General features: G+C 65.4%; 24 protein-coding genes. 17 read left to right on the top strand and 7 right to left on the bottom strand.

Going from position 1 to position 25,253, the window contains the following annotated elements:
* Positions 1-7 precede the first annotated feature (7 nt).
* Genes zwf through pgi form a run of 3 tightly spaced genes read left to right on the top strand, consistent with a single transcriptional unit; the run spans position 8 to position 3,767 of the window.
* On the top strand, positions 8-1,459 hold the full coding sequence (gene zwf, locus Q5701_RS13565) for a glucose-6-phosphate dehydrogenase (protein WP_306751509.1): 1,452 nt from the start codon (positions 8-10) through the stop codon (positions 1,457-1,459).
* A gap of 2 nt (positions 1,460-1,461) precedes the next feature.
* Positions 1,462-2,133: a 6-phosphogluconolactonase gene (pgl, locus tag Q5701_RS13560; RefSeq protein WP_306755414.1), complete on the top strand. Its 672-nt coding sequence runs from the start codon at positions 1,462-1,464 to the stop codon at positions 2,131-2,133.
* Between the two features lie 23 nt (positions 2,134-2,156).
* Complete coding sequence (gene pgi, locus Q5701_RS13555) at positions 2,157-3,767, top strand: glucose-6-phosphate isomerase (RefSeq protein ID WP_306751508.1); 1,611 nt, start codon at positions 2,157-2,159, stop codon at positions 3,765-3,767.
* Positions 3,768-3,831: 64 nt separating this feature from the next.
* Here the strand turns inward: pgi and Q5701_RS13550 are convergent, their stop codons facing one another.
* On the bottom strand, positions 3,832-4,050 hold the full coding sequence (locus tag Q5701_RS13550) for a SlyX family protein (protein WP_306751507.1): 219 nt from the start codon (positions 4,048-4,050) through the stop codon (positions 3,832-3,834).
* A gap of 51 nt (positions 4,051-4,101) precedes the next feature.
* On the opposite strand from Q5701_RS13550, the gene hisS reads away from it, so the two are divergent.
* From hisS to hisG, 3 genes are read left to right on the top strand one after another with little or no spacing between them, the layout of a single operon-like run.
* Complete coding sequence (gene hisS / locus Q5701_RS13545) at positions 4,102-5,583, top strand: histidine--tRNA ligase (RefSeq protein ID WP_306751506.1); 1,482 nt, start codon at positions 4,102-4,104, stop codon at positions 5,581-5,583.
* On the top strand, positions 5,583-6,644 hold the full coding sequence (locus Q5701_RS13540) for an ATP phosphoribosyltransferase regulatory subunit (RefSeq protein WP_373568659.1): 1,062 nt from the start codon (positions 5,583-5,585) through the stop codon (positions 6,642-6,644). Before hisS ends, Q5701_RS13540 begins: the two co-directional genes overlap by 1 nt.
* Positions 6,641-7,318: an ATP phosphoribosyltransferase gene (gene hisG, locus Q5701_RS13535; protein WP_306751504.1), complete on the top strand. Its 678-nt coding sequence runs from the start codon at positions 6,641-6,643 to the stop codon at positions 7,316-7,318. The genes Q5701_RS13540 and hisG overlap by 4 nt, the downstream gene beginning before the upstream one ends.
* 65 nt (positions 7,319-7,383) lie before the next feature.
* Here hisG and ftsY read toward each other — a convergent pair whose 3' ends face one another.
* Positions 7,384-8,388 carry a signal recognition particle-docking protein FtsY gene (gene ftsY, locus Q5701_RS13530; protein ID WP_306751503.1) on the bottom strand — a complete coding sequence of 335 codons (1,005 nt, stop codon included), beginning with the start codon at positions 8,386-8,388 and terminating at the stop codon, positions 7,384-7,386.
* A gap of 139 nt (positions 8,389-8,527) precedes the next feature.
* Between ftsY and Q5701_RS13525 the strand changes: the two genes are divergently transcribed.
* The 4 genes from Q5701_RS13525 (at position 8,528) to ispG (ending at position 12,057) form a co-directional block, all read left to right on the top strand.
* Positions 8,528-9,820 carry an adenylosuccinate synthase gene (locus Q5701_RS13525; protein WP_306751502.1) on the top strand — a complete coding sequence of 431 codons (1,293 nt, stop codon included), beginning with the start codon at positions 8,528-8,530 and terminating at the stop codon, positions 9,818-9,820.
* A gap of 158 nt (positions 9,821-9,978) precedes the next feature.
* Entirely contained in the window at positions 9,979-10,191 is a 213-nt protein-coding gene (locus tag Q5701_RS13520) for a DUF2842 domain-containing protein (RefSeq protein ID WP_306751501.1), read from the top strand.
* The gene (locus Q5701_RS13515) at positions 10,188-10,850 is read left to right on the top strand and encodes a thiamine diphosphokinase (RefSeq protein ID WP_306751500.1); all 663 of its coding nucleotides are present in this window, start codon (positions 10,188-10,190) and stop codon (positions 10,848-10,850) included. The genes Q5701_RS13520 and Q5701_RS13515 overlap by 4 nt, the downstream gene beginning before the upstream one ends.
* Before the next feature lie 76 nt (positions 10,851-10,926).
* On the top strand, positions 10,927-12,057 hold the full coding sequence (gene ispG, locus Q5701_RS13510) for a flavodoxin-dependent (E)-4-hydroxy-3-methylbut-2-enyl-diphosphate synthase (protein ID WP_306751499.1): 1,131 nt from the start codon (positions 10,927-10,929) through the stop codon (positions 12,055-12,057).
* Positions 12,058-12,110: 53 nt separating this feature from the next.
* On the opposite strand, the gene moaA is transcribed toward ispG, so the two are convergent.
* Positions 12,111-13,118, bottom strand: a complete 1,008-nt coding sequence (moaA, locus tag Q5701_RS13505) for a GTP 3',8-cyclase MoaA (RefSeq protein ID WP_306751498.1) — start codon at positions 13,116-13,118, stop codon at positions 12,111-12,113.
* A gap of 108 nt (positions 13,119-13,226) precedes the next feature.
* On the opposite strand from moaA, the gene Q5701_RS13500 reads away from it, so the two are divergent.
* Positions 13,227-13,733: a hypothetical protein gene (locus tag Q5701_RS13500; RefSeq protein ID WP_306751497.1), complete on the top strand. Its 507-nt coding sequence runs from the start codon at positions 13,227-13,229 to the stop codon at positions 13,731-13,733.
* On the opposite strand, the gene Q5701_RS13495 is transcribed toward Q5701_RS13500, so the two are convergent.
* Positions 13,721-14,395 (bottom strand): DNA alkylation repair protein, encoded by a 675-nt coding sequence (locus Q5701_RS13495; protein WP_306751495.1) that lies wholly within the window; start codon positions 14,393-14,395, stop codon positions 13,721-13,723. The two genes, Q5701_RS13500 and Q5701_RS13495, sit on opposite strands and share 13 nt — an antisense overlap.
* 110 nt (positions 14,396-14,505) lie before the next feature.
* Here Q5701_RS13495 and aroA point away from each other — a divergent pair, with 110 nt between their 5' ends.
* A complete protein-coding gene (gene aroA / locus Q5701_RS13490) occupies positions 14,506-15,834 on the top strand; it encodes a 3-phosphoshikimate 1-carboxyvinyltransferase (RefSeq protein ID WP_306751494.1) in 1,329 nt (442 codons plus the stop codon).
* Here the strand turns inward: aroA and Q5701_RS13485 are convergent.
* The 3 genes from Q5701_RS13485 to Q5701_RS13475 form a co-directional block, all read right to left on the bottom strand.
* Positions 15,831-16,211, bottom strand: coding sequence for a VOC family protein (locus Q5701_RS13485; RefSeq protein WP_234855607.1), 381 nt, complete (start codon positions 16,209-16,211; stop codon positions 15,831-15,833). The genes aroA and Q5701_RS13485 overlap by 4 nt on opposite strands.
* Before the next feature lie 49 nt (positions 16,212-16,260).
* Positions 16,261-18,156, bottom strand: coding sequence for a propionyl-CoA synthetase (locus Q5701_RS13480; RefSeq protein WP_306751493.1), 1,896 nt, complete (start codon positions 18,154-18,156; stop codon positions 16,261-16,263).
* A 235-nt stretch (positions 18,157-18,391) separates the two neighbouring features.
* Positions 18,392-20,671 carry an NADP-dependent malic enzyme gene (locus tag Q5701_RS13475; RefSeq protein ID WP_306751492.1) on the bottom strand — a complete coding sequence of 760 codons (2,280 nt, stop codon included), beginning with the start codon at positions 20,669-20,671 and terminating at the stop codon, positions 18,392-18,394.
* Positions 20,672-20,794: 123 nt separating this feature from the next.
* Here Q5701_RS13475 and Q5701_RS13470 point away from each other — a divergent pair, with 123 nt between their 5' ends.
* The 5 genes from Q5701_RS13470 to upp are packed head-to-tail and all read left to right on the top strand — an operon-like array spanning position 20,795 to position 25,239.
* Positions 20,795-21,190, top strand: a complete 396-nt coding sequence (locus tag Q5701_RS13470; RefSeq protein WP_306751491.1) for a cytidine deaminase — start codon at positions 20,795-20,797, stop codon at positions 21,188-21,190.
* Entirely contained in the window at positions 21,187-22,470 is a 1,284-nt protein-coding gene (locus Q5701_RS13465) for a thymidine phosphorylase (RefSeq protein WP_306751490.1), read from the top strand. Before Q5701_RS13470 ends, Q5701_RS13465 begins: the two co-directional genes overlap by 4 nt.
* Complete coding sequence (locus Q5701_RS13460) at positions 22,467-23,654, top strand: phosphopentomutase (protein WP_306751489.1); 1,188 nt, start codon at positions 22,467-22,469, stop codon at positions 23,652-23,654. The genes Q5701_RS13465 and Q5701_RS13460 overlap by 4 nt, the downstream gene beginning before the upstream one ends.
* Positions 23,651-24,610, top strand: a complete 960-nt coding sequence (locus Q5701_RS13455; protein ID WP_306751488.1) for an adenosine deaminase — start codon at positions 23,651-23,653, stop codon at positions 24,608-24,610. Before Q5701_RS13460 ends, Q5701_RS13455 begins: the two co-directional genes overlap by 4 nt.
* Positions 24,607-25,239: a uracil phosphoribosyltransferase gene (gene upp, locus Q5701_RS13450; RefSeq protein ID WP_306751487.1), complete on the top strand. Its 633-nt coding sequence runs from the start codon at positions 24,607-24,609 to the stop codon at positions 25,237-25,239. Before Q5701_RS13455 ends, upp begins: the two co-directional genes overlap by 4 nt.
* Positions 25,240-25,253 lie beyond the last annotated feature (14 nt).

Genomic DNA, 25,253 nt, shown 5'->3' with positions numbered 1-25,253 from the left:
GGAAAGCATGGTCTCTCGTGTCATTCCGGTCGATGACTTCGATCTGGTGATCTTTGGTGCCACAGGCGATCTGGCGCAACGCAAGATTCTGCCTGGATTGTTCCGGCGCTTTGTCGCAGGGCAGATACCGGAAACCTCGCGCATCATCGGGGCGGCACGGACGGACCAGGACGACGACGCGTTCCGGGCCGAGGCCGCCAATGTCATCGTGGAATTCGGCCGCATTCGTCAGGATGATCCACGCCTTGGGCAATTCCTGAACCTGCTGGGCTATACCCCCATCGACGCCAGGGGCGATGGCGGCTGGGTCGATCTGAAATCGCGGATGCGGCCCGGTGCGGTTCATGCCTTTTACTTCTCGGTCGCGCCATCGCTGTTTGGTGATATCGCCAGCCGCCTTGCCAGCCATGGCATCGCGGACCAGGATAGCCGCATCGTGGTTGAAAAGCCCTTTGGCCGCGATCTGGAAACCGCCCGCGCGCTGAACGCCACGCTGGCCTGCCATTTCCGGGAAGAACAAATCTATCGCATCGACCATTACCTTGGCAAGGAAACCGTCCAGAACCTGATGGCGGTGCGGTTCGCCAATATCCTGTTCGAGCCGTTGTGGAATTCGCAATACGTCGATCACGTGCAGATCACGGTGGCCGAAACAGTGGGCGTGGCCGGGCGCGGCAGCTATTACGACAAATCCGGCGCGATCCGGGACATGGTTCAGAACCACATGATGCAGCTTCTGTGCCTCATCGCGATGGAGCCGCCCTATCACTTCGACCCCAACGCCGTGCGCGATGAAAAGCTCAAGGTGATCCGTGCCCTGCAACCCGTCGAACCGGCTGACATCGTGCGCGGGCAGTACCAGGCAGACAGCAAGTCCACGGGCTATCTGGAGGATTCGGAAAACCCGGATTCCCGGACCGAAAGCTATGTGGCGATGAAGGTCTGCATCTCGAACTGGCGGTGGCAGGGCACGCCCTTCTATCTGCGCACCGGCAAGAAGCTGCGCGCCCGCACCAGCGAGATCGCCATCGTCTTCCGCGAGCCGCCCCATTCGATCTTTGACGACAGCGGCGCCCCCAAGGCCAACGAGCTTGTCATTCGCCTGCAACCGAACGAGGGTATGAACCTCAAGGTGATGATCAAGGAACCGGGGCCGGGCGGGATGCGGCTGGTGCAGGTGCCGCTGGATATGTCTTTCGCGGATGCGCTTGGCACGGATGGCAGCGATATGCCCGATGCTTACGAACGGCTGATCATGGACGTGATCCGGGGCAACCAGACCCTGTTCATGCGCGGGGACGAGGTCGAGGCCGCCTGGTCCTGGACCGATCCCATCATCGCCGCCTGGGAAGACGGCAAGCGGCGGCCCGAACCCTATGACGCGGGGTCGTCCGGTCCCGAGGAAGCGTTGCGCCTGATGCATCGCGACAATCGCCGATGGAGGGAGATTCGCGGATGAGCATGGACTTCAAGGAATATCCCGACCGCGAGATGCTGGCCTTGTCGCTGGCAGACCAGATCGCCTCGCAACTGGCGCAGCAGCTGCGCACCGGGGATGTCGCCAGCCTGTGCGTGCCGGGCGGCACCTCTCCGACCCTGGTCTTCGAGACGCTGAGCGGGGCGGATATCGACTGGAGCCGGGTGACGGTTTTCCCGGGCGACGAACGTTGGGTCGATGGGGACCACAAGCGTTCGAACGGCCGCCTGCTTCGTCGCCACCTGCTGCGCGACCGCGCAGCCGTCGCGAGATACATCGACCTTTACACCGGCGACCCTACCCCGGACGAGGCTGCCGAAAGCTTGGCCGAGGCGATCCGGCCGCATCTGCCGATCACCGTGGTTCTTCTGGGAATGGGCAATGACATGCACACGGCAAGCCTGTTCCCCGGCGCGGACCGGCTGGCCGAAGGGCTGGCCGCCAATTCCCCGCTGGTCCTGCCGATCCGCGCCGAGGGCGCCGAGGAACCGCGCATCACCCTGACCCGGCCGGCCCTTGCCGACGCAATGAATGTCCACGTCCTGATCATGGGACCGGAAAAGCGCGAAGCCCTGGACCGCGCGCAAAAGCTGGATCCGGTCGAGGCGCCGATCAGGGCATTCCTGGACAACGCGACCGTTCACTGGGCCGAATAGGCCGCCCGAAGGAGCCTTTCCGAATGACCGACATCTGGACCCGCCTGAAATCCCATCGCCAGGCGCAAGGCGACCGCCGCATCACCGACCTGTTCGCCGCCGATCCCGCCCGCGCGCGCGCCTTTTCGACCCAGGCCGACGGCCTGGTCTTCGACTGGTCCAAGACCATGATCGACGCCGATGCCCGCGATCTGCTGCTGGAACTAGCCAAGGGCGCCGACGTGGCGACCCGCCGCGAGGCGATGTTCACCGGCGAGAAGATCAACGAGACCGAGGGCCGGGCCGTGCTGCACACCGCCCTGCGCAACCTGCGCGGCAGCGTCACGGTGGACGGCCAGGACGTGATGCCCGCCGTGCGCGAAACCCACGACCGCATGGCCGATTTCGCCCGCGACGTGCGGTCGGGCGCCTTTACGGGACAGGGCGGCAAGATCACAGATGTGGTCAACATCGGCATCGGCGGTTCGGATCTTGGCCCCTACATGGCGGTGCTGGCGATGGCGCCTTATCACGACGGGCCGCGCACGCATTTCGTCAGCAACGTGGACGGTGCGGACATTGCCGACACCTTGAAGGGGCTGGATCCGGGGACGACGCTGGTGATCGTGGCGTCAAAGACATTCACCACCATCGAGACGATGACCAATGCCCAGACCGCCCGCGACTGGATGGGAAAGGTCGTCACCGACCCCGCGTCGCAATTTGTGGCACTGTCCTCGGCCACCCGCAAGACGGCGGAATTCGGAGTCGACCCCGCGCGCGTGTTTGGGTTCGAGGACTGGGTGGGCGGGCGTTACTCTGTCTGGGGACCGATCGGCCTGTCGCTGATGCTGGCGATCGGCGACGGGCGGTTCGACGAATTCCTGGGCGGTGCCGCAGCGATGGACACGCATTTCCGCGCTGCGCCGATGGCGGAAAACCTGCCGGTGCTGCTGGCCGTGGTGGGCATCTGGCACCACCAGGTCTGCGGCTATCCGACCCGCGCGGTGCTGCCCTATGACAACCGCCTGCTGCGGCTTCCTGCCTATTTGCAGCAGCTGGAAATGGAATCGAACGGCAAGCGCGTGGCCATGGACGGCAGCGACCTTGCCGTGATGTCGGGCCCGGTGGTCTGGGGCGAGCCCGGAACAAACGGCCAGCACGCCTTTTACCAGTTGATCCACCAGGGCACCACGCCCGTCCCCTGCGAATTCATCCTGGCCGCCAAGGGTCACGAGGACGACCTGGCGCATCATCACATCCTGCTGGCTGCGAACTGCCTGGCCCAGTCCGAGGCACTGATGCGCGGTCGCACCCTGGACGAGGCGCGCGCCCTGATGCAGGCCAAGGGGTTGGAAGGCGCTGAACTGGACCGCCAGGCACGGCACCGGGTGTTTCCCGGAAACCGGCCCTCGACCACCCTGCTGATCGAAAAGCTGACGCCTTTTACCCTGGGCCAGATCGTCGCCCTGTATGAACACCGGGTGTTCGTGGAAGGCGTGATCTTGGGGATCAACAGCTTTGACCAGTGGGGGGTTGAACTGGGCAAGGAACTGGCGCTGAAGGTTGAACCGCTGCTGAAGGGCGATGATGCGCCGGGGCACGATCCCTCGACCGAGCATCTGGCGGGGTTGTTCCGGCAGATGCGCGGATAGGCCCGAAGGCTTGGGGGCCGTCTGCCCCCCAGGCCCCCCGAGGATATTTTCGTGAAGAAGAAGCCTACCAGTGCGGCGGGCGCTGATCGGCCAGCGGAATCTGGCCTTCGGTGCCCGCCTGCTGTTCGGCGGCAAAGCGCAGCAGCATCTCGACCCGGCGGGTCAGCAGGGCGATCTCGGAATCCTGGCGGGCGATGACCTCGTTCAGATCGTCCACCGTCCTGGCCAGGTGGGCCAAGGCTTCCTCGGCCTGCTGGATTCGCGCGTGGGTATCCTTGTCCATATCGGCCCCTTCGGTTAAGGCAGCCACGGATTTGGCCGGAAAGGCAGGACCATGGCGAAAGATCAGAAAAAACAGCCCCGTCCCAAGGCGGAAACGCCCAAGGGCTTTCGCGACTATTTCGGCGCGGACGTGACGGAACGCAAGGCGATGCTGGATGCCATCGGTAAAGTTTACGAACTGCATGGCTTCGATCCGCTTGAAACAAGCGCGGTCGAGACGGTCGAGGCCCTGGGCAAGTTCCTGCCCGACGTGGACCGCCCGAATGCGGGTGTCTTTGCCTGGCAGGAAGAAGCGGTGCCCGGCGGCGGTTCCGGCGAGTGGCTGGCGCTGCGTTATGACCTGACGGCGCCCTTGGCGCGGGTGGCCGCGCAGTTTCGCAATGACCTGCCGATCCCCTATCGCCGCTATGCCATGGGTCCGGTCTGGCGGAACGAGAAGCCGGGGCCGGGGCGGTTCCGCCAGTTTTATCAATGCGACGCGGACACGGTTGGGTCTGCGTCGGTGGCGGCGGATGCCGAGATTTGCGCGATGCTGGCCGATGCGTTGGAGGCCGTGGGGATCGCGCGCGGCGACTATCTCGTGCGGATCAACAACCGCAAGGTCCTGAACGGCGTGCTGGAGGCTGCCGAGGTGCGCGCCGACCAGGCCGAGGACGTGCTGCGCCAGATCGACAAGTTCGACAAGGTGGGCCGCGACGGCGTGCTGTCGCTGCTGACCACGGGCCGCAAGGACGACAGCGGCGCAATGATCGAAGGCGTGGGTTTGAGTGAGGCGCAGGCCCGGCCGGTCTTGGCCTTCCTGACCTCGAAAGGATCGGACAACACGGCCACGCTGGAGAACCTGCGCTCGGCCGTCGGCGCTTCGGCCATCGGCGCTGAAGGCGTGGACGAGTTGGCCGAGATCGCCGGGATGCTGCGCGCCATGGGCATGGACAAGGACCGCGCGGTCATCGACCCCTCGGTCGTGCGCGGCCTGGGCTATTACACCGGACCCGTCTTCGAGGCCGAGCTGACTTTCGAGATCCTGGATGAAAAAGGCCGCAAGCGGCAGTTCGGATCGGTCGCAGGGGGCGGGCGCTATGACGGGCTGGTGGAACGATTCACGGGCCAGAAGGTGCCCGCGACCGGTGTCAGCATCGGTGTGGACCGGCTTATCGCCGCGTTGCGGGCAAAGGGGCTGACGGGAACGCAGGCGCAGGGGCCGGTTGTCGTCACGGTCATGGACCGCGACCGGATGGCTGATTATCAGGCCATGGCGGTTGAACTGCGCGCGGCGGGCATCCGGGCCGAGGTCTATCTGGGAAATCCGAAGAACTTCGGCAACCAGTTGAAATATGCCGATAAGCGTGGCGCACCCGTGGCGATCATCCAAGGGGGTGACGAGGCAGCGCGGGGCGTCGTGCAGGTCAAGGATCTGGTCCTGGGCGCGCGCATTGCCGCCGAGGCCAGCCTGGACGAATGGAAGGCCCAGCCTGCCCAGACCGAGGTTCCCCGCGCTGATCTGGTCGCGGAAGTCCGTCGGATCCTTTCATGATTCCCAAGCGCGACAAGCAGGCCGTCGGCCAACGCTTCCTGTCCGCCTTCCGTGAGGCGGGTGCGGTCGAAGTCGCGCCCGATATCCTGCTGCCCGCCGATACCCTGCTGGATCTGTATGGCGAGGATATTCGCGCCCGGGCCTATACCTCGACCGATCCGCTGCGGGGCGAGGTGATGCTGCGGCCGGATTTTACCGTACCGGTGGTGCAGATGCACATGGCCGGTGGGGCCGAACCTGCCCGCTATTGCTATCTGGGCGAGGTGTTCCGCAAGCAGGATCCGGGCGAGGAGCGTCCTGCCAATCCGCGTGACAACGAATACCTGCAAGCGGGGTTCGAACTGTTCGCCCACGATCCCCAGGCCGATGCCGAGGTCTTTGCATTGTTCCACCGGCAGCTGGCGCCTTACGGGCTGCGGGCCGTGACGGGCGACATGGGGCTGGTGATGGATGCGGTCCGCGCGCTGCCGCTGTCAGAGGCACGGCGCGATGCGCTGTTGCATCACGTCTGGAGGCCGGGACGCTTCGGGCGGCTTTTGGACCGTTTTTCTCGCCCTGTGGCCCCGCGCGCCTTTGCCGACAGCGCCGCCCCCTGGGCTGGGCTGCGGACAAGGGACGAGATGGACCGGCGCATCGCCCGGCTGATCGCGGATGGGGACGCCGCGGCCTTGGATCGCGTCTGGATTGCTCGGCTGGACCGGCTGTTCACGATCAGCGCCTCCATACCGGATGCCACGAAGGAACTGGCGAACCTGGCACGGGACTGGCCCGCCTTGGTTCCGGCCATTCGCCGCATCGAGAAGCGGGCAGGGATGCTGGCGGACCTGGGCATCTCGCCTGAAACCGTGCTGTTCGATGCAAGCCACGGTCACCGCACGATGGAATATTACGACGGCTTCACCTTCAGCTTCGTGGCCGAAAGCCGCCCTGACTGGCCCCCGGTTGCGACGGGCGGACGCTATGACGCGCTGACCGCCGTGCTGGGGCGGGGCGGGCGGGCGATCCCTGCCGTGGGCGGCATCATCCGGCCGGGCCTTGTTGCTGAATTGGAGTCCGCATGATCCGGCTGGGCGTGCCGTCCAAGGGACGGCTGATGGAACAAACCTTTGGCTGGTTCGCCGCGCGCGGGGTCACGCTGTCGCGCAGCGGGTCGGACCGCGAATATGCGGGCAGGGTGCAGGGGGTGGACGGCGTATCGCTGGTTCTGCTGTCGGCGGGGGAAATCCCGCGCGAACTGGCGGCGGGCCGGATTGAACTGGGCGTGACAGGCACCGATCTGGTGCGCGAAAAGCTGGCGGGTTGGCGGTCTGATGTGGCCGAGGTTGCGCCGATGGGATTCGGTCATGCCGATCTGATCCTGGCCGTGCCGGACTGCTGGCACGATTGCGAGGATCTGGACGATCTGGCATCCATCGCCCGCGACTTTCGGGCGGCCCATGGTTTCAGGCTGCGGATCGCGACCAAGTATCACCGGCTGGTCCGGGCCTGGCTGGCGGCGCATGAGGTCGCGGATTATCAACTGGTTGATTCCCAAGGGGCAACCGAGGGCACCATCGCCAATCAGACGGCCGAAGCTATTGCCGACATCACCTCGTCGGGCGAGACCCTGCGGGCGAACAACCTGAAGATCCTGGCGGGGGATCCCATCTTGCGGTCGCAGGCGACGTTGTTTGCCAATCGTGCGGCCTTGGCGGATGTCCGGCCGTTCCTTGCACAGCTTGGGTTGGAGGCGTAGCCGGGGGCTGTCTGCCCCCGTCTCCTGCGGAGACTCCCCGAGGATATTTGGGTGAAGAAGAAGCCTTAAAGGCCTACCAGGGCGCGGGCGAAATCGTTTGCGTCAAAAGCGTCCAGGTCGTCGATCTGCTCGCCCACGCCGATGGCATGGATGGGCAGGCCGAAGCGGTCGGCCAGGGCCACCAGCACGCCGCCGCGCGCGGTGCCGTCCAGCTTGGTCATCACCAGGCCCGAGACATCGGCAAGCTGGCGAAAGGTTTCCACCTGGTTCAGCGCGTTCTGGCCCGTGGTTGCGTCCAGGACCAGCAGGGTGTTGTGAGGCGCGGTCGGATCCTTCTTGCGGATCACGCGGACGATCTTGGCCAGTTCCTCCATCAGATCCTGGCGGTTCTGCAAGCGGCCCGCCGTGTCGATCATCAGAAGATCGGCGCCTTCGGATTCAGCCCGGGTCATGGCGTCGAAGGCGAGGCTGGCGGGATCGCTGCCCTGCGCCGCAACCATCACCGGCACGCCGGCGCGCTGGCCCCAGATCTGCAACTGTTCGACGGCAGCGGCACGGAAGGTATCGCCCGCCGCGATCATCACCGACTTGCCCGCCGCATGGAATTGGCTGGCCAGCTTGCCGATGGTGGTGGTCTTGCCCGCGCCATTGACGCCCACGACCAGCACGACTTGGGGCTTTTTCGGATAAAGGGGCAGGGGACGGGCGACCGGGGTCATGATCCGCGCGATCTCGTCCGCCAGCAGTTCCTTGAGTTCGGTCGAGGACATCCGGCGGCCCATCCGCCCTTCGGCGATATTGGCGGTCACGCGCAGCGCGGTATCGACGCCCAGGTCGGCCTGGACCAGCATATCCTCCAACTCCTCCAGCATCTCGTCGTCAAGGGCGCGGCGGGGTTCCTCGGGCCTTGCGGGTGTTGTGCCGAACAGGCGCCCGACCAGTCCGGTGGGCTGTGCGGGCGCGGGTTCCGGCATGGCCTGGGGCGCCGTGTCCACGATGCCGTCCAGCCCTTCGCCGATCTTCGTTGAGGATCGCGTGAGCCTTTCGCGCAGTTTCGACAAAAACGACATGGTCCGCACCTTTCAAGTCCGCGGGCGACCCTAATCGCTGCGGGGCGAAAGGAAAAGGGCGGCAAATCCCGGCTTTCCCCCGGCCTGGGCTTGCGCTAGACCCGGCGGCGGACTTTTTCGAGGAATGGAAGGACCGTTCATGGCCAATGTGGTGGTTGTCGGCGCGCAATGGGGCGACGAGGGCAAGGGCAAGATCGTCGATTGGCTTTCCGAACGGGCCGATGTGATCGCCCGTTTCCAGGGCGGCCATAATGCCGGGCATACGCTGGTCATCGGCAACACGGTCTTCAAGCTGTCGCTGCTGCCGTCGGGCATCGTGCGCGCGGGCAAGCTGGCCGTGATCGGCAACGGCGTCGTGCTGGACCCCTGGGCGCTGTTTTCGGAAATCGAGAAGCTGTCAGCGCAGGGTGTGGCCATCAGCACCGACAACCTGATGATCGCGGAAAACACGCCCCTGATCCTGCCGCTGCACCAGGATTTGGACAAGCTGCGCGAGGAAGCCGCCGGCGCCTCGAAGATCGGCACCACGGGACGTGGCATCGGGCCAGCATACGAGGACAAGGTGGGCCGCCGCACCATCCGCGTGGCGGACCTGGGTGACGAGGAAACGCTGGACGCGCGGCTGGACCGGCTGTTGGCCCATCACGATGCGCTGCGGCAGGGCCTTGGGGCCGAACCCATCGACCGGGCCGCGTTGAAGGCCAAGCTGATGGAAGTCGCGCCGAGGTTGCTGCCCTATGCCCAGCCAGTGTGGAAAGTCATGGCCGACGCCCGCAAGGCCGGAAAGCGCATCCTGTTTGAAGGCGCGCAGGGGTCGCTGCTGGATATCGACTTTGGCACCTATCCTTATGTCACCAGTTCGACCACGATGTCGGGGATGGCGGCTTCGGGGACCGGCATGGGACCGTCGGCCATCGGCTTTGTGCTGGGGATCGTCAAGGCCTATACCACGCGGGTGGGCGAAGGGCCTTTTCCGACCGAATTGCACGATGCGGACGGGCAGCGCCTGGGCGAGCGGGGCCATGAATTCGGCACCGTCACCGGACGTAAGCGGCGCTGTGGCTGGTTCGACGCGGTGCTTGTGCGCCAGACCTGCGCAATCAGCGGGGTCAATGGTATCGCCCTGACGAAACTGGACGTGCTGGACGGGTTCGACAAGCTGAAGATCTGCGTGGGGTATGAGATCGACGGCGTGAAATACGATTACCTGCCCACGGCGGCTGCGTTGCAGGCCAAGGTCACGCCAATCTACGAGGAAATGGACGGCTGGCACGAATCCACCCACGGGGCGCGCAGTTGGGCCGACCTGCCTGCTGCGGCGATCAAGTATGTGCGACGCGTCGAGGAACTAATCCAGTGCCCGGTCGCGCTGCTCTCGACCAGCCCGGAGCGGGACGATACGATCCTGGTGACGGATCCCTTCGAGGACTGACGCAATCCGGGGGTTTCACACCCCCGGACCCCCGTGGGATATTTGGGACGATACGATCCTGGTGACGGATCCCTTCGAGGACTGACGCAATCCGGGGGTTTCACACCCCCGGACCCCCGTGGGATATTTGACACCAAGCTGAAAGGGGAGGGGCGGGCATGAATCTGAAGACGCGCAAGAGGCTGTCGCTGCTAATCCTGGTTGTCGGGATGCCGCTTTATGTCGTGGCGGCGGTGACGTTGGTGAACTGGATGGATGTTCGTTTCGGACGCCAGCCGATCCTGATCGAGGCCGGGATCTATGTCCTGCTGGGATTTCTGTGGATCCTGCCGTTCAAACGGGTGTTTTCCGGCATCGGACGCGGTGAATGATCGCGCCCCTGGTCATTTCCGACCGGGGTGTGACCGTGATCGGCGGGGGCGCGACGTCCCCCTATGATCTGCAAACAGCGCTTGCGGTGGCGCCGACCCTTGTGGCGGCGGATGGCGGGGCGGACCGGGCGCTTGCCCTGGGGCAGCCGCCCGACTGGGTGATCGGCGACCTGGACAGCATCACCTCTGGGGCGCGCAGGCTGATTCCCGCGGGGCGCATCCATCACGTCGCCGAACAGGACAGCACCGACTTTACCAAATGCCTGACCCGCATCGCCGCCCCCTTTGTCATGGTGGTGGGCTTTGCCGGGCTGCGGCTGGACCATACGTTGTCGGCGCTGACCACCATGGCCAGCACGGCCCGGCCCCTTGTGATCATGCTGGCGTCCGATGACGTGGTTTTCGTGGCGCCACCCCGGCTAACCCTGCCGCTGATGCCGGGAACTCGGGTGTCGCTGTATCCCATGGGTCCGGCGCGCGGGATCAGCACGGGCCTTGAGTGGCCTATCGAAGGGATCGAGTTCGCGCCGGGCGGGCGGGTCGGGACATCCAACATGGCCAACGGCGTCGTGACCCTGCGGATCGAGGGCAAGATGCTGCTGATGTTGCCGCGCAGCACGCTGGCCAGCGTCATGACCGCGTTGCGTTTGCCGGCCTGATGGCATCACAGCCCCGTGCGGCGGTTGCCGCCTTGGCCGGGATGGCTTATCTGGAAGGCGAACCCCGGAGGCATCCATGTCGCTGAACCCCATCCGTCCATGGCGCAACATCGAGCGTCGCAAGTCGCGCCAGATCATGGTGGGCAACGTCCCCGTGGGCGGCGACGCGCCGATCAGCGTGCAAACCATGACCAACACCAACGGCCATGACGTGCGTGCAACCCTGGACCAGGTGATCCGGGCCGCCGATGCCGGGGCCGACATCGTGCGGATTTCCGCGCCAGACCAGGAAACCACGCGCGCGCTGCGCGAGATATGCCGCGAAAGCCCGGTGCCGATCGTGGCCGACATCCACTTCCACTACAAGCGCGCGATCGAGGCGGCCGAGGCGGGCGCGGCCTGCCTGCGCATCAATCCCGGCAACATCGGCGATGCGGCGCGGGTGCGCGAGGTCATCAAGGCGGCCAAGGACCACGGCTGTTCGATCCGCATCGGTGTCAACGCCGGGTCGCTGGAACGGCATCTTCTGGAGAAATACGGCGAGCCTTGCCCGGATGCGATGGTGGAATCGGGCCTGGATCACATCAAGATCCTGCAGGACAACGATTTCCACGAATTCAAGATCAGCGTGAAGGCCAGCGACGTGTTCCTGTCCGCCGCCGCCTATCAGCAATTGGCGGATGCGACGGACGCGCCGATCCACCTGGGGATCACCGAAGCAGGCGGCTTTGTCGGTGGCACGGTCAAGTCGGCCATCGGGCTTGGCAACCTGATGTGGATGGGCATCGGCGACACGATCCGCGTCAGCCTGTCCGCCGATCCGGTCGAAGAGGTCAAGGTCGGGTTCGAGATCCTCAAGTCGCTGGGCCTGCGGACGCGGGGGGTGCAGATCATTTCCTGCCCGTCATGCGCGCGGCAGGGCTTTGATGTGATCCGGACGGTTGAATCCCTTGAAAAGCGGCTGGAACATATCAAGACGCCGATGTCCTTGTCGATCATCGGCTGCGTGGTCAACGGCCCGGGCGAGGCCTTGATGACCGATATTGGCTTTACCGGCGGCGGCGCGGGCAGCGGCATGGTCTATCTGGCCGGACGGCAAAGCCACAAGATGACCAACGACCAGATGATCGACCACATCGTGCAACTGGTCGAGGAACGCGCCGAAAAGATCGAGGCCGAGGCAAGCGCGCAGACTGCGGCGGAGTAGGGTGCGGGCTTGCACGCACCACCGGCTGACCAGGGTGCGTGCAAGCACGCACTCTACCCCCCGGTATGGCTCATGTGGCGGGACATCTGGCCCGCGACGGTCTGGCGGGAATAGTCGAAGTCGTGGCCTTTGGGCTTGCGGCTGATAGCGGCGCGGATCGCGTCCTTTACCGCCTCGTCTTCAGAAGACGCCCGCAGGGGCGCGCGCAGGTCGGCGCGGTCTTCCTGGCCCAGGCACATGAACAATTCGCCCGTGCAGGTCAGGCGGACACGATTGCAGCTTTCGCAGAAATTATGGGTCAAGGGCGTGATGAAGCCGATCTTCTGCCCGGTTTCCTGCAAGCGGACATAGCGGGCCGGTCCGCCGGTCCGTTCAGCCAGATCCAGCAGCGTGAACCGTTCCGACAGGCGCGCGCGCAGGTCGGACAGGGACCAGTATTGGTCCAGCCGATCCTCGTTCCCCAGATCGCCCATCGGCATGACCTCGATAAAGGTCAGGTCGTGGCCCTCGTTGCCGCACCAGCGGACCAGATCGAAGAATTCGCTGTCGTTCACGCCTTTCAGCGCGACGGCGTTGATCTTGACCCGAAGGCCAGCAGCGGTGGCGGCCCGGATGCCGTCCAGCACCTGCGGCAACCGGCCCCAGCGGGTGATGGCGGCGAACTTGTCAGGATCTAGCGTATCCAGCGACACATTGACCCGCCGGATGCCGCAATCGACCAGTTCGGCGGCGTATCGGCCAAGCTGGCTGCCGTTGGTGGTCAGGGTCAGTTCGTCCAGGCCTGCGCCCAGGTGCCGCGACATGGCCCGAAAAAAGGTCATGATGTTGCGACGGACCAGCGGCTCGCCCCCGCTGATGCGCAGCTTCTGGACCCCCAGGCCCACGAAGGCGCTGCACAGGCGGTCCAGCTCCTCTAGCGTCAGAAGATCTGCCTTGGGCAGGAACTGCATATGTTCGGCCATGCAGTACACGCAGCGGAAATCGCAGCGGTCCGTGACCGACACCCGCAGATAGGTGATTGGTCGCGCGAAGGGGTCGATAAGGGGGGCTGCCTGTTGCATCACCTTAATCTAGGCGCGCCGACCGGCGCAGACAAGCGGCGACCGGCTGGACGCGGTCGCGCCCTGCAGGCTAGGGTTGGCCCGGAGACGGGACAGAAGGGACAACCCATGCGTATCACCACCGCCTTGCCGACGCTGATCCTGACCGCAGGGCTGCTGGCGGGCTGCACCCAAGGGGCCATGACGACCAGCCGCACCGTTGCCGCGGCACCGACGACCCGGATGACCACCGAACAGGTCGCTGCTGCAACTGCCGTGACCCGTGCGCCCGCCCCCCGTCCGGCGGCCCGCGCGACGCCCGCGCAACTGGATACCACCACGCCCGAACAGCGCGCTGCGGCGGCGCAGCCGGCCCAGGCGGCCGAGGTGCGGCTGGGGACCACCATCGCATCGCTGGGCAATCCGTCTGAGGGGGGGTTCTGGATCAAGACGCCCTTGGTCAAGGAACGGGGGCTGGGCCGGATCGTGGATCCCGCGACCGGCAAATCGGCCAAGGTTGACCTGATCCCGCTGGACGGCCCGGCCGGCGGCGGATCGCAGGTATCGCTGCCTGCGCTGCAACTGCTGGGCGTGTCGCTGACCGACCTGCCCACGATCGAGGTTTATCGGTCCTGAACCAGCCGCGCGGCTTCCTTGCGCGCAAAGGGCTTCAGGCGCGGCCCGTGATCGGCCAGGAAGGCCCTGACGCGGGGCGCGTCACGTTTGGACAGGTCGCGCAACCACCAGGCGATGGATTTCTGAATGAACGTGTCCCGGTCGTCCGCCAAGCGCGCGGCCCAGTCCAGAATGCGTTCGCGCGCCGCAAGGTCGCCGGGCTTGGGGTTGTTCATCTTGGCCCAGGGCAGGGTGCCGACCAGGGCCGCGCGCCGCGTCCATGTGTTGGGGTGATCCAGCCAGGTTTCCACCTGATCCAGCCGGGCGGGCTCGGCCACCAGCCGCTTTTGCCCCGCGATCATCGCATGATCGGCAATGGCCCAGCCGTCGAAATCGGGAACCCATGACGCGATCAGCGCCCAGACCGCGTCGTCGGGCCGGATGCGGGCCTGGGTCAGCAGCTTTGCCGCGGCGATCCGTGCCTCGTGGATATCGCTGGCCCACAGGTCAGAGGCCAGCCTGAGGCGGCCGTCCAGATCGCAGCCCCCACGCCATTCGGCCACCAATTCGTCGATCTGCGGGTTCGATACCCCCAGATAGGGTCTGGGCGCCTTGTGATAGGCCGCCATCTGTTCGGCCTTGTCGGCATCCGCAAGCGCCCGCAGCGCATCCAGTTCGGTCATGGGATCCTCCGTTCCGCCGGTTCTAGGAAGGCAGGCCGGCGGGCGCAAGAACGGGGTGGCCCCAGGGGGGTGGTGGCGCTAAAAGAACCGCGCAATCAACAGGTGTGCCCATGTCCCATTCCGAACCCCTCCCGATGACCGCCCGCCGCAGCGGACCCTTGCGGGGCGTGGCCACTGTGCCGGGCGACAAGTCGATCAGCCATCGCGCGCTGATCCTGGGTGCGCTGTCGGTGGGTGAAACCCGGATCACCGGGCTGCTGGAAGGCGAGGACGTTCTGGACACCGCCAAGGCAATGGCGGCATTCGGCGCGCAGGTGGAACGGCTGGGGACCGGCGAATGGTCCGTGCATGGCGTGGGCGTCGGCGGCTTCGGGGAACCTGAAGGCGTGATCGACTGCGGCAATTCAGGGACCGGGGTGCGGCTGATCATGGGCGCCATGGCCACGACCCCCATCACCGCGACATTCACCGGCGATGCCAGCCTGTTGCGCCGCCCCATGGGGCGCGTGACCGATCCGTTGGCCCTGTTCGGTGCGCAGATCACCGCGCGCGAAGGGGGGCTGCTGCCGATCACCGTCCAGGGCGCGGCCGATCCGCTGCCCGTGCGATACCGCACCCCGGTTGCAAGTGCGCAGATCAAGTCGGCAATCCTTCTGGCTGGCCTGAACGTGCCGGGCGAAACGGTGGTGATCGAGTCGGAGCCGACCCGCGATCATTCCGAAAGGATGCTGGCGGGCTTTGGTGCCGACATCCGCACCGAGACCACGCAGGAAGGCCATGTGATCACCCTGCAGGGCCGTCCCGAACTGCGGGCGCAGCCGGTCGCGGTGCCACGCGATCCCTCAAGCGCGGCCTTTCCGGTCGCCGCCGCCCTGATCGTGCCGGGATCCGAGATTCGCGTGCCGGGCGTCAGCCGCAATCCGACGCGCGACGGTCTGTATGTCACGCTGCTGGAGATGGGTGCGGATATCGTCTTTGAAAACGAACGCGAGGAAGGGGGAGAGCCGGTGGCCGACCTTGTCGTCCGCCATGGCCCGCTGAAAGGGATCACGGTTCCCGCCGAACGCGCGGCCAGCATGATCGACGAATTCCCGATCTTGTCGGTGATCGCCTCCTTTGTCGAGGGGACGACGGTCATGAACGGCGTCGCCGAGCTGCGCGTCAAGGAAAGCGACCGGATCGACGCCATGGCGCGGGGCCTGGAGGCGAACGGCGTCCGGGTCGAGGAGACAAAGGACAGCATGACCGTTCATGGCATGGACAAGGTGCCGGGCGGCGGAACGGCGGCGACGCATCTGGATCACCGCATCGCCATGTCCTTCCTGATCCTGGGCTTGGCGGCAGAGGCGCCGGTGTCCGTGGATGACGGATCGCCCATCGCAACATCCTTTCCCGACTTCCTGCCGCTGATGCAGGGACTGGGCGGCGATCTGGGCTAGGCTGCGCGTTCGTCGAACTTGGCCTCGATGTTGTTGCCGTCGGGATCCAGCAGAAAGGCGGCGTAATAGCCAGGGTGGTAATCGCGCAGCCCTGGCGCGCCGTTGTCCTTGCCCCCGGCTTTCAGCCCCGCGGCATGAAAAGCCTCGACCTCGTTCCGCGAATGGGCGACGAAGGCCAGATGGATATGGGTTGGCGGAGCATGAGGTTCGGCCTGTCCCAGATAGAACCCGTCCAGTTCCATCCAGTCGCGCCCGCTGCGGACATCGTTTTTCCACCCAAGCGCCTCGAACAACGCGTGATAAAACGCGGCGGCCGTGTCAAAATCGGCAGCATTCAGGTGGATATGATCGATAACCTTTAATTTCTTTTCAGTCATGGGCGCCTCCGTGATCGCAACGCGGAAGCGCCCTGATGGTTTCGGTAAATTACGCTGTGTGCTGAGGATATCCGACCGCGCGCAAGGCCGTGGCAATCTCGTCCAGAACGGCCGGATCGTCAATGGTGGCAGGGGTCTTGTAAGATTCTCCGTCGGCGATCTTGACCATGGTGGCGCGCAGGATTTTGCCCGACCGGGTCTTGGGCAGGCGATCCACGACACAGGCGGTCTTGAAGGCCGCCACGGGGCCGATCTGGTCGCGGACCATGCCGACGACCTCCTTCACGACTTGGATATCCGGGGTATTCGTGCCCTTTTTAAGGCAAAGGAATCCCACCGGCATCTGCCCCTTCAAACTGTCGGCCACGCCGATCACCGCACATTCTGCGACGGCAGGATGGGCGGAAAGAACCTCCTCCATCGCGCCGGTGGACAGGCGGTGGCCTGCGACGTTGATCACGTCGTCGGTGCGCGCCATGATATACAGGTATCCGTCCTCGTCGATATACCCGGCATCGCCTGTTTCGTAATAGCCGGGGAAATGCGACAGGTATGACTTGGCGAACCGGTCCCCGGCGTTCCACAGGGTCGGCAGGGTGCCGGGCGGCAGGGGCAGCTTGATCGCCACAGCGCCCAGGGTGCCCGCTGCCACGGAGTGCCCGGCCTCGTCCAGCACCTGCACGTCATAGCCCGGCAAGGGAACCGAGGGGCTGCCGCGCTTTACCGGCAGCAGTTCTATGCCCACGGGGTTGGACACGATGGGCCAGCCCGTTTCGGTCTGCCACCAGTGGTCGATCACGGGCACGCCCAGCTTTTCCTCGGCCCATTGGATCGTGTCGGGGTCCGCGCGTTCGCCTGCCAGATACAGGGTCTTGAAATGGCGCAGGTTGTATTCCCCGATCAGCTTGCCTTCCGGGTCTTCGCGACGGATGGCGCGGATCGCGGTGGGCGCGCTGAAGACGCTTTTGACCCGGTGGTTCTGGATCACCCGCCAATAGGCGGCGGCGTCGGGGGTGCCGACCGGCTTGCCCTCGAAGACAATGGTCGTGGCACCGACCGACAGCGGGCCATAGCAGATATAGCTGTGGCCCACGACCCAGCCCACATCCGACCCCGCCCAGAACACGTCGCCTGGGTCGATGTCATAGACGTTCTTCATCGACCAGGCGAGGGCGACCAGATGCCCGCCGGTATGGCGCACCACGCCCTTGGGCTGGCCCGTGGTGCCAGAGGTATAAAGGACATAGGCTGGATGATTGCCCTCGACCGGGACGCATTCGGCGGGTTCGACGCCGTACTGAAAGCTGTGCCAAGCCACGTCCCGTCCTTCGACAAGATGGGCAACCTCCTGTTCGCGCTGGAAGATCACGCAGAAGTCGGGCTTATGGACAGCCTCGTCGATCGCGCGGTCCAAGAGCGGCTTGTAGGGGACGATGCGCCCCGGTTCCAAGCCGCAGGACGCGGCGATGATCGCCTTCGGGGTGGCGTCGTTGATGCGGACGGCCAGTTCATGCGCCGCAAAGCCGCCAAAGACGACCGAGTGGATCGCGCCCAGGCGTGCGCAGGCCAGCATCGCCTCCAACGCCTCGGGGACCATCGGCATATAGATGATGACCCGGTCGCCCTTCTGGATACCCTTGGCCCGCAGCGCGCCCGCAAGGTTGGCCACCCGGTCGCGCAATTCGGCATAGGTGATGCCGCGCATGGAGCGGCTGATCGGGCTGTCGTGGATGATGGCAAGCTGGTCGCCGCGCCCAGCCTCGACATGGCGGTCAACGCAATTCCAGCAAGCGTTCAGCATTCCGTTCGCGAACCATTCGCCTGCCGGACCTTGATCGAAGAAAGCCCGGCTTGGCGGGCGGTCCCAGTCGATCTTGCGGGCAGCTTCCATCCAGAAGGCTTCGGGATCCGCCTGCCAGGCGGCATAGGTGTCGCGATACGACATGGTGTTGTCTCCTCACTCCTGTTCCATGTGTTACGCAGCGACACGGGCTTCGCGCAACGATGTTAGCGGAACAGGTAAGGCAGGCGCGGCAAAATATAGCAAATAGACACCGGATCAGTTTGCAAACTGGAAATGGCTGCAAACCACGCCATGCGAGGACAACGATTTTGCAAATGCAGCAATGCAGTTGCAGCAATCCGGGCGACCGGTGGACCGAATCGCCCGGGCGCGGGGTTTAACTGTAATGGGCCACCGGGGTTCCGGCCAGGACGCTCATGTTCAGCAAGCCGCGCGTGGTGATGGAGGGCGTGACGATATGGGCGCGGTTGCCCATGCCCATCAGGATAGGCCCGACCTCTAGCCCGTTGGCACGCATCTTCAGCGCGTTGCGCACCCCCGATGCGGCATCCGTGCCGGCGAAGACCAGCACATTCGCCACGCCTTCCAGCCGCGATCCGGGAAAGATGCGTTCGCGCAGGGCGGGATCAAGCGCCGCATCGACGTGCATTTCGCCGTCATACATGAAGTCGGGCTTTTTCGCATCCAGCAAGGCCAGCGCCTCGCGCATCTTGCGGCCGGTATAGGTGTCCAGGTTCCCGAACTGCGAATGGCAGCACAGCGCGATCTTGGGCGTCAGGCCAAAGCGGCGGACATGGCGCGCGGCGCCCAGCACCGTTTCCATCACCTGATGGGGCGTCGGATCGTCGTGGCATTGCGTATCCGCAACGAACAGCGGCCCGTCTTCCAGGATGATCATCGAAAGTGCCCCTACGGGGGACAAGCCATCGCGCGCCAGAATTTCCCGGATATAGCGCAGGTGCCAGGAATATTGCCCGAAGGTGCCGCAGATCAGGCTGTCGGCTTCGCCCCGGTGGACCATGACGGCGGCAATGGCGGTGGTGTTGGTGCGCATGATCGCGCGGGCAATGTCTGGGCTGACGCCGCGCCGCGCCATGACCTGGTGATAGGTTTCCCAGTAATCGCGATAGCGCGGGTCGTTTTCCGGGTTCACGATCTCGAAATCGCGTTCGGGGCGGATCGGCAGGCCCGCGCGTTCGGCGCGCATGGCAATGACTTCGGGGCGGCCGATCAGAATCGGTACGTCGGTCGTTTCCTCCAGCATGGCATTGGCCGCGCGCAGCACGCGTTCGTCCTCGCCCTCGGCAAAGGCGATGCGGCGGGTGGCGGTGGCCGCAGCCTCGAAGACCGGGCGCATGATCAGGGCCGAGCGGAAGACGGAACTGTCCAGCTTGCGCTTGTAGGCTTCAAGGTCGGCGATGGGACGCGTGGCGACGCCGGTTTCCATGGCAGCGCGGGCTACCGCGGAACTGACCACGCCTACAAGGCGCGGGTCGAAGGGCTTGGGGATCAGGTATTCGGGACCAAAGGTCAGCGTCTCGCCCCGATAGGCTGCCGCAGCTTCTGCCGCCGTGGTGGCGCGTGCCAGGGCCGCGATGCCTTCAATGCAGGCCAACTCCATTTCCGCGTTGATCGTGGTTGCGCCCGCATCAAGCGCGCCGCGGAAGATGAAGGGGAAGCACAGGACGTTGTTCACCTGGTTCGGAAAATCGCTGCGCCCCGTGGCGATGATTGCGTCGGGGGCAACTGCGCGCGCATCGTCCGGCAGGATTTCCGGCGAGGGATTCGCAAGCGCGAAGATGATCGGGCCGCGGGCCATTTTCGCCACCATGTCCGGCTTCAGGACGCCGGGACCGGACAGGCCCAGGAACAGATCCGCGTCGTCGATGACCTCGGCCAGGGTGCGGGCGTCGGTTTCCTGCGCAAAGGCGGCTTTCTGGACTGTCATATCCTCGACCCGGCCCTTGTAGACCAGACCGTGGATGTCGCAGAGCCAGACGTTTTCCCGTTTGACACCCAGCTTCAGCAGCATATTCAGACAAGCGATCCCCGCCGCCCCGCCGCCGGTGGACACGACCTTGATATCCTCGAACCGCTTGCCGGCCACGTGAAGGGCGTTGGTCGCCGCGGCGCCCACGACGATGGCGGTGCCATGCTGGTCGTCATGAAAGACCGGGATATTCATCCGTTCCCGGCACAGCTTTTCGACGATGAAGCAGTCGGGGGCCTTGATGTCTTCCAGGTTGATCGCGCCAAAGGTGGGTTCCAGCGCACAGACGATGTCGGCCAGCCTTTCGGGGTCGGATTCGTTCACCTCGATATCGAAGCAGTCGATATTGGCGAATTTCTTGAACAGGACGGCCTTGCCTTCCATCACCGGCTTGGACGCGGCCGCGCCGATGTTGCCCAGGCCCAGGACCGCCGTGCCGTTGGAAACCACAGCGACCAGGTTCCCGCGCGACGTATAGCGGCTGGCATTGGTGGGATCGGCCTGGATTTCCAGACAGGCCTCGGCCACGCCCGGGGAATAGGCACGGGCCAGGTCGCGCCCGTTGGCCAAGGGCTTGGTCGCGCGGATTTCCAGCTTACCCGGGCGCGGGAATTCGTGATAATCCAGCGCCTCTTGCCGGGCATTGTCCTGCCTGCGATCGTCCATCTTGGCCCCCTTGGTCGAAACTGGTTCACCGTTAAACCATTCCGGCGGCGGGGAACAGAAGGGTTCACCTTGCGTTAGCGGCAACGCTGCGCGAAACTGTCGCAACCATTACAGGAGAACCGGATGTCGCTGCTGGATGCCGCCCGCGCCGTGCGAGAAATGGCCTATGTTCCTTATTCCCGGTTCAAGGTGGGCGCGGCCATCCGGGGGGCATCGGGCGCTGTCTATCGCGGCTGCAACGTGGAAAACGTAGCCTATCCCGAAGGAACCTGCGCCGAGGCAGGGGCCATTGCCGCCATGGTCGCCGCGGGCGAAACAGAAATGATCGAGGTTGCGGTAATCGCCGACAGCCCTTCGCCCGTGCCGCCCTGCGGCGGGTGCCGTCAGAAGCTGGCGGAATTCGGGCGCGGCGATACGCCGGTCCTGCTGGCCACGACCGAGGGTGCGACGCTTGCGACAACGGTCGGTGAACTGCTGCCGGGACGCTTTGACGCCGGTCACATGGCCAGGACTGAATGACCGATCCGCGTCCCGTTATCACGGCCATCCGAGACGGTCGCGGGCTGGATGGGCCGGGCGCGGCGCTGATTGCGCAGGGCCTGGCGAACGGGTCGATCAGCGATGCCCAGGCAGGGGCCTTTGCCATGGCGGTGCTGGTCAAGGGGATCGGCGTGCCGGGACGCGTGGCGCTGACCCGGGCCATGCGCGATTCGGGCCATGTCCTGCATTGGGATCTGCCGGGGCCTGTCGTGGACAAGCACTCGACCGGCGGTATCGGCGATGCGACAAGCCTGGTTCTGGCGCCGCTGCTGGCCGCGCGGGGAATGTTCGTGCCGATGATCTCGGGTCGGGGTCTAGGCCATACCGGCGGCACGCTGGACAAGCTGGAGGCGATCCCCGGATACCGCTGCGACCAGTCCGAGGATGATTTCCGCCGCATCGTCCGCACCACGGGCTGCGCCATCGTGGCCGCCAGCGCCGATTTCGCGCCTGCCGACCGCAGGCTGTACGCGATCCGCGACGAATCGGCCACGGTGGAATCCATCGACCTGATCACCGCGTCCATCCTGTCCAAGAAGCTGGCGGCAGGCTTGCAGGCGCTTGTGCTGGACGTGAAGGCTGGGTCGGGCGCGTTCCTGCGACAGGCCGAATCCTCGGGGCGGTTGGCACAGGCCCTGGTGGAAACCGCCAATGGCGCTGGGTGCGCTACGTCGGCGCTGATTACGGACATGGATCAGCCCGTGGCCCGCAGCGCCGGGAATGCCCTGGAAATCGCCGAGTCGATCCGCGTCCTGAAAGGCGAGGCAGGTGCCTTGCGCGACCTGACGCTGGCCCTTGGGTCCGAGGTGCTGCGGCTGGTGGGGCAGGGGGATGCGGGCCTGTCCGACCTGCTGGATTCCGGTGCCGCGGCTGAAATTTTCGGCCGCATGGTTGCCGCCCAGGGCGGGCCGTTCGACCTGTTGGACCGCCCCGAAGCGCATTTGATCCCCGCGCCTGTGATCCGTCCCGTTCCTGCTCCCGAAAGCCGGGTGGCACAGATTGACGTGACCGCGCTTGGTCATGCCGTTGTCGCACTGGGCGGGGGCCGCGTCCGCGCGGGCGAGGCGATTGACCCGCGCGTGGGCCTGTCCATGCTGGCCAAGCTGGACGAACAGGTCGGCCCAGGCCGCCCGCTGGCCCTTGTCCACGCCGCCGACGACACTGCAGCCGAGGTTGCCATTGCCGCCGTCACCGCTGCATATCGGCTGGGCGATGGCGCGGCGCCCGGCCCCCTGGTCCGCGACAGGATCGCGCCGTGACGGACAAGCGCGCCTTTCTGATCGTCATGGACAGCGTGGGCATCGGCGGCGCACCCGATGCGGACCAGTTCTTCAACGGCGACCTGCCCGATACCGGCGCCAATACCGTGGCCCATATCGCACAGGCGCAGCCGCTGCATATGCCGAACCTGGCGCGGCTTGGCCTTGGCGCGGCCGTGCGGCTTGCGTCAGGGCAGGATGCCCCGGGGCTGATGGTCACGCCGCAGGGGCTTTGGGGGGCAGCGACCGAAATCTCGCGCGGCAAGGACACGCCCTCGGGGCATTGGGAAATCGGGGGCGTGCCGGTGCCCTGGGATTGGCACTATTTCCCTAACTCGACCCCCGCCTTTCCGCCCGAGGTGACAGCACGGATCTGCGCCCTGGCGGGGACCGAAGGGATCCTGGCCAACTGTCATGCCCCAGGAACGCAGGTGATCGAGGATTTCGGGGCCGACCATATCCGCACCGGCTGGCCGATCTGCTATACCTCGGTTGACAGCGTGTTGCAGATCGCCGCGCACGAGGATCATTTCGGGTTGGATCGCCTGATCGGGTTGTGCGAGGCGCTTGCCCCCAGCCTGCACGCGATGCGCGTGGGCCGCGTGATCGCCCGTCCCTTCCTGGGCGAGGGGCCGGGCACGTTCCGCCGCACCGGCAACCGCCGGGACTTTGCCATCGCGCCCCCCGGCCGCACGATTCTGGACATTGCCCAGGGGGCGGGCCGCGTCACCCACGCCGTCGGCAAGATCGGCGATATCTTCAGCCATCGTGGCATCACCCGTCTGCACAAGGGCAAGTCCGACGCCGATCTGGCCGATCACCTGATCCGTCTGGGGCGCGATGCCGAACCAGGCAGCCTCACATTTGCCAATTTCGTCGAATTCGACACAAATTTTGGCCACCGCCGCGACATTCCCGGCTATACCGCGCAACTGGAATGGTTCGACGGGGTGGCAGGCCGGTTCCTTGCCACGCTTCGCCCCGGCGATCTGGCGATCTTCACCGCCGATCATGGTAACGACCCGTCCTGGGCGGGCACCGACCATACGCGTGAACGCGTTGCGGTCCTGGGCCATGGTCTTGGCGCGCAGAATATCGGGCTGGTGGGTTTCAGCGACATCGGCGCCTCGACCCTCGCGCATCTGGGCCTGCCGCCGCCCGATCATGGAAGGTCGTTCCTGTGAAGAAGATCGAACTGCACCTGCATCTGGAAGGCGCGGCCCCCGCTGCCTTCATCCGCAGCCTTGCGGCGGAAAAGCACGCCGACCTGTCAGGCGTTTTCGATGAGCGCGGCGATTACGCCTATGACGGCTTCGACGGTTTCCTGCGCTGCTACGAGGCGGCAAGCAGCGTCCTGCAAACGCCCCGGGACTATGCCCGCCTGTTGGCCGAGGTTCTGGAACGGTCTGCCGAACAGGGCGTGGTTTATACTGAATTGTTCGTTTCGCCCGAATTCTGCGGCGGCGGCGACCTGTCGGCTTGGCGCGACTACCTGGCCGCCATGGCCGAAGTCGCTGAAAAGGCGCGGGGCGAGGGCATCGACAGCCGTGCCATCCTGACCGCCATCCGTCATTTCGGTCCGGACCGGGCCAGGAAGACGGCAATTTGCGCGGCTGAAACAGCGGGCGCCTGGGTCACAGGCTTCGGCATGGGCGGGGCCGAGGCGGTGGGCCGCGCGACCGATTATGCCTGGTCCTTCGACTGCGCGCGGGAAGCTGGGTTGGGCCTGACCTGCCATGCCGGCGAATGGCGCGGTCCCGACAGCATCCGCGACGCCCTGGCACTTGGCTGTAGCCGAATCGGACACGGCGTCCGCGCCATCGAGGATCCGGCCCTTGTCCGCGATCTGGCCGAATCCGGCATCACGCTGGAGGTTTGCCCCGGATCGAATGTGGCGCTTGGCCTTTATCCCGATTGGCCTGCCCATCCCATTGCCCGGCTGGCCGACGCAGGCCTGCGCGTTACCGTGTCCACCGACGACCCGCCGTTCTTCCACACGACCATGCGTCATGAATACGACCGGCTTGCCGATGCCTTCGGTTGGGGCGATACGGAGTTCGCGCAGATCAACAGTTGGGCCGCCGATGCCGCATTCTGCGACCAGGCGACCCGCGACCGGCTTTTGAAGGAGTTTCCGTGAACCAGCACCTGACCGTCATCGACCACCCGCTTGTCCAGCACAAGCTGACGATCATGCGGCAGAAGGACGTGTCCACCGCCGGATTCCGGCGTCTGCTGCGCGAAATCAGCCTGCTTTTGGCCTATGAGGTGACGCGCGAACTGGAACTGACCATGACGCGTATTGAAACTCCGGTCTGCGCGATGGATGCCCCGACGCTGGAAGGAAAGAAGCTTGCCTTGATCTCGATCCTGCGGGCGGGGAACGGACTTTTGGACGGAATCCTGGAAATGATTCCCGGCGCGCGCGTGGGCTTCGTGGGCCTGTATCGCGATCCCGAAACGCTGCAACCCGTGGAATATTACTGCAAGGTTCCCAAAGAACTGGACGCGCGGCTGACCATTGTCGTGGATCCCATGCTGGCGACCGGCAATTCCTCCGTTGCGGCGATCGACATGCTCAAGGCGCGTGGTGCCACCAACCTGCGTTTCCTGTGCCTGCTGGCCGCGCCCGAAGGGGTCGAACGGATGCGCCAGGCCCATCCTGACGTGCCGATCTTTACCGCGTCCCTGGACGAACGGCTGGACGACCACGGCTATATCGTGCCGGGCCTGGGGGATGCAGGCGACCGGATGTTCGGCACCAAGTAGCCGCGTTAACCGGC

Origin of the sequence: Paracoccus actinidiae (assembly GCF_030863885.1) — a bacterium.
Taxonomy (GTDB): Bacteria; Pseudomonadota; Alphaproteobacteria; order Rhodobacterales; family Rhodobacteraceae; genus Paracoccus; species Paracoccus everestensis.
Note: the sequence above shows the minus strand (reverse complement) of the source record. Positions and strands in the feature narration are given on the sequence as shown.

Coding starts and splice junctions, on each gene's coding strand:
- zwf (WP_306751509.1), top strand. CDS start 8: ATGGTCTCTCGTGTCATTCCGGTCGATGACTTCGATCTGGTGATCTTT.
- pgl (WP_306755414.1), top strand. CDS start 1,462: ATGGACTTCAAGGAATATCCCGACCGCGAGATGCTGGCCTTGTCGCTG.
- pgi (WP_306751508.1), top strand. CDS start 2,157: ATGACCGACATCTGGACCCGCCTGAAATCCCATCGCCAGGCGCAAGGC.
- Q5701_RS13550 (WP_306751507.1), bottom strand. CDS start 4,050: ATGGACAAGGATACCCACGCGCGAATCCAGCAGGCCGAGGAAGCCTTG.
- hisS (WP_306751506.1), top strand. CDS start 4,102: ATGGCGAAAGATCAGAAAAAACAGCCCCGTCCCAAGGCGGAAACGCCC.
- hisG (WP_306751504.1), top strand. CDS start 6,641: ATGATCCGGCTGGGCGTGCCGTCCAAGGGACGGCTGATGGAACAAACC.
- ftsY (WP_306751503.1), bottom strand. CDS start 8,388: ATGTCGTTTTTGTCGAAACTGCGCGAAAGGCTCACGCGATCCTCAACG.
- Q5701_RS13525 (WP_306751502.1), top strand. CDS start 8,528: ATGGCCAATGTGGTGGTTGTCGGCGCGCAATGGGGCGACGAGGGCAAG.
- Q5701_RS13520 (WP_306751501.1), top strand. CDS start 9,979: ATGAATCTGAAGACGCGCAAGAGGCTGTCGCTGCTAATCCTGGTTGTC.
- Q5701_RS13515 (WP_306751500.1), top strand. CDS start 10,188: ATGATCGCGCCCCTGGTCATTTCCGACCGGGGTGTGACCGTGATCGGC.
- ispG (WP_306751499.1), top strand. CDS start 10,927: ATGTCGCTGAACCCCATCCGTCCATGGCGCAACATCGAGCGTCGCAAG.
- moaA (WP_306751498.1), bottom strand. CDS start 13,118: ATGCAACAGGCAGCCCCCCTTATCGACCCCTTCGCGCGACCAATCACC.
- Q5701_RS13500 (WP_306751497.1), top strand. CDS start 13,227: ATGCGTATCACCACCGCCTTGCCGACGCTGATCCTGACCGCAGGGCTG.
- Q5701_RS13495 (WP_306751495.1), bottom strand. CDS start 14,395: ATGACCGAACTGGATGCGCTGCGGGCGCTTGCGGATGCCGACAAGGCC.
- aroA (WP_306751494.1), top strand. CDS start 14,506: ATGTCCCATTCCGAACCCCTCCCGATGACCGCCCGCCGCAGCGGACCC.
- Q5701_RS13485 (WP_234855607.1), bottom strand. CDS start 16,211: ATGACTGAAAAGAAATTAAAGGTTATCGATCATATCCACCTGAATGCT.
- Q5701_RS13480 (WP_306751493.1), bottom strand. CDS start 18,156: ATGTCGTATCGCGACACCTATGCCGCCTGGCAGGCGGATCCCGAAGCC.
- Q5701_RS13475 (WP_306751492.1), bottom strand. CDS start 20,671: ATGGACGATCGCAGGCAGGACAATGCCCGGCAAGAGGCGCTGGATTAT.
- Q5701_RS13470 (WP_306751491.1), top strand. CDS start 20,795: ATGTCGCTGCTGGATGCCGCCCGCGCCGTGCGAGAAATGGCCTATGTT.
- Q5701_RS13465 (WP_306751490.1), top strand. CDS start 21,187: ATGACCGATCCGCGTCCCGTTATCACGGCCATCCGAGACGGTCGCGGG.